This window comes from Flavobacterium sp. XGLA_31, assembly GCF_051547105.1.
GTDB lineage: Bacteria > Bacteroidota > Bacteroidia > Flavobacteriales > Flavobacteriaceae > Flavobacterium.
In genome coordinates this window covers 1-1,660 of record NZ_JBPTTM010000018.1, presented here as the reverse complement: position 1 = coordinate 1,660, position 1,660 = coordinate 1, and the positions used below count along the sequence as shown (strand labels likewise).

The 1,660-nt window shown below is 40.5% G+C and carries 1 protein-coding gene; it reads right to left on the bottom strand.

The genetic code is table 11. From position 1 onward, the window contains the following. Positions 1 to 41 precede the first annotated feature (41 nt). The coding region (locus ACSVH6_RS13560; protein WP_438079398.1) for a gliding motility-associated C-terminal domain-containing protein at positions 42 to 1,660 on the bottom strand (1,619 nt) is incomplete at its 5' end.

The window sequence follows — 1,660 nt, the reverse complement described above, 5'->3', positions numbered from 1 at the left end:
AGTGAATAAATCCTCAGGGTTATTATTTGATTGGTCTTGTGTTATCTGGTAAGGTACAAATAGCTGGATTCCGTAATAGTTTTTCCTGAATCAGAATCAGAATATTGCATAATATAGAAATACGTACCGGCAGGCAATTCATCAGATTTGCTTACAGTAGATCTTCCTTCGGAAACCCCTGTAAATACTTTACCTACATTTTCATTATCATAATTATCAGCCTCAAATACCAGGACACCCCAGCGGTTGTAAATCTCCACTCTGTTTGGTAAGTGACATTTCTGATTGATATAATCAATTTGGAAGTATTCATTTACGCCATCTCCGTTAGGAGTAAAGGCGTTGTGAACCAATACGGCATCACAACCTTCTACGATACACACTTCCACAGGAACATTTACATTTATTTTTTGAGGACAAGTGTTCCCTGCTTCTGTGTAGTTGTAACTGAATACATAAGTTCCATCGGCAACATCTAACCCGTTAAATACTGAACCAGTTAAGGTACCTACGTTACTTTCGTTGATCCAGGTTCCTCCGGTTGGGATTTCCTGAGATAAATAAGTATTTAAGTCCACAGTATTATCTTGGGTACCGGCACTACATATTCTGCTGGCATTTACACTAGTAGTCTGTGTTGTAATGGTTACGGTCACATCTTGAGTGTAAGTTTGTGACTGGTTACCACAAGCATCTTGAGCAGACCAAGTTCGGATGATATGATATTGATTATTAACCGTTGCAGAAGTTGTTTCTGTAAAAGTTATCAAATCTGATGTTATTACTGAACAATTATCTGAGAATTGCGGTTGTGGTGCATCAGGAATGTTATCACAAGTAACGGCTAAAACCGGAGCTAATTGTGAAGTCATTGTAGGCGCAGTAGTATCCTGAACGGTGATTACCTGAGTAAACCATGGACTTGTATTGCCACAAGCATCAATAGCTCTCCACATGTTAGTGTATGTGCCGCTTGACGGACAAGTACCGGCCACAAATACACCACTTGTTTTTACATAAGTAACGTTACTGCAGTTATCAGTTGCCGTAGGAGCTAAAGCCTGAGCAGTAGCTAAACCGGCTGCATCACTACACTCAACAGTTGTATTAAGTGAATTGATAAGAGTTGTCCAAGTAGGAGCTGTTGAATCCTGAATTGTAATTACCTGAGTAAATACATTTGAAGCATTACCACATGAATCGTAGGCAACCCAAGTGTTTATGTAAGTTCCTCCGCTGGCACATGTTTGTGAAGGGACAAATTCACCCGAAGTTTTTACAATGTTAGTGATATCAACATCACAAGTATCGAATGCTACCGGAGCTAAAGCTTGAGCATTAGCTAAACCTTGTGCATCACTACACTCAACAGTAGTGTTGAGTGAAAGAGGACCTGTTGACCAAGTAGGCGCCGTAGTATCCTGAACAGTGATTACCTGAGTAAACACAGCAGAAGTATTGCCACAAGCATCAGTTACGGTCCAAGTGTTGGTATAAGTACCGGCATTAGTACAACCTTGAGCTGGTACAAACTCACCTGAAGTTTTTACAATGTTGGTTACATCAGCATCACATAAATCAGAAGCGATAGGGAAGGCAGCCTGAGCATTAGCTAAAGCAGCAGCATCGCTACATTCTACAGTAGCATCAAGAGAACCGG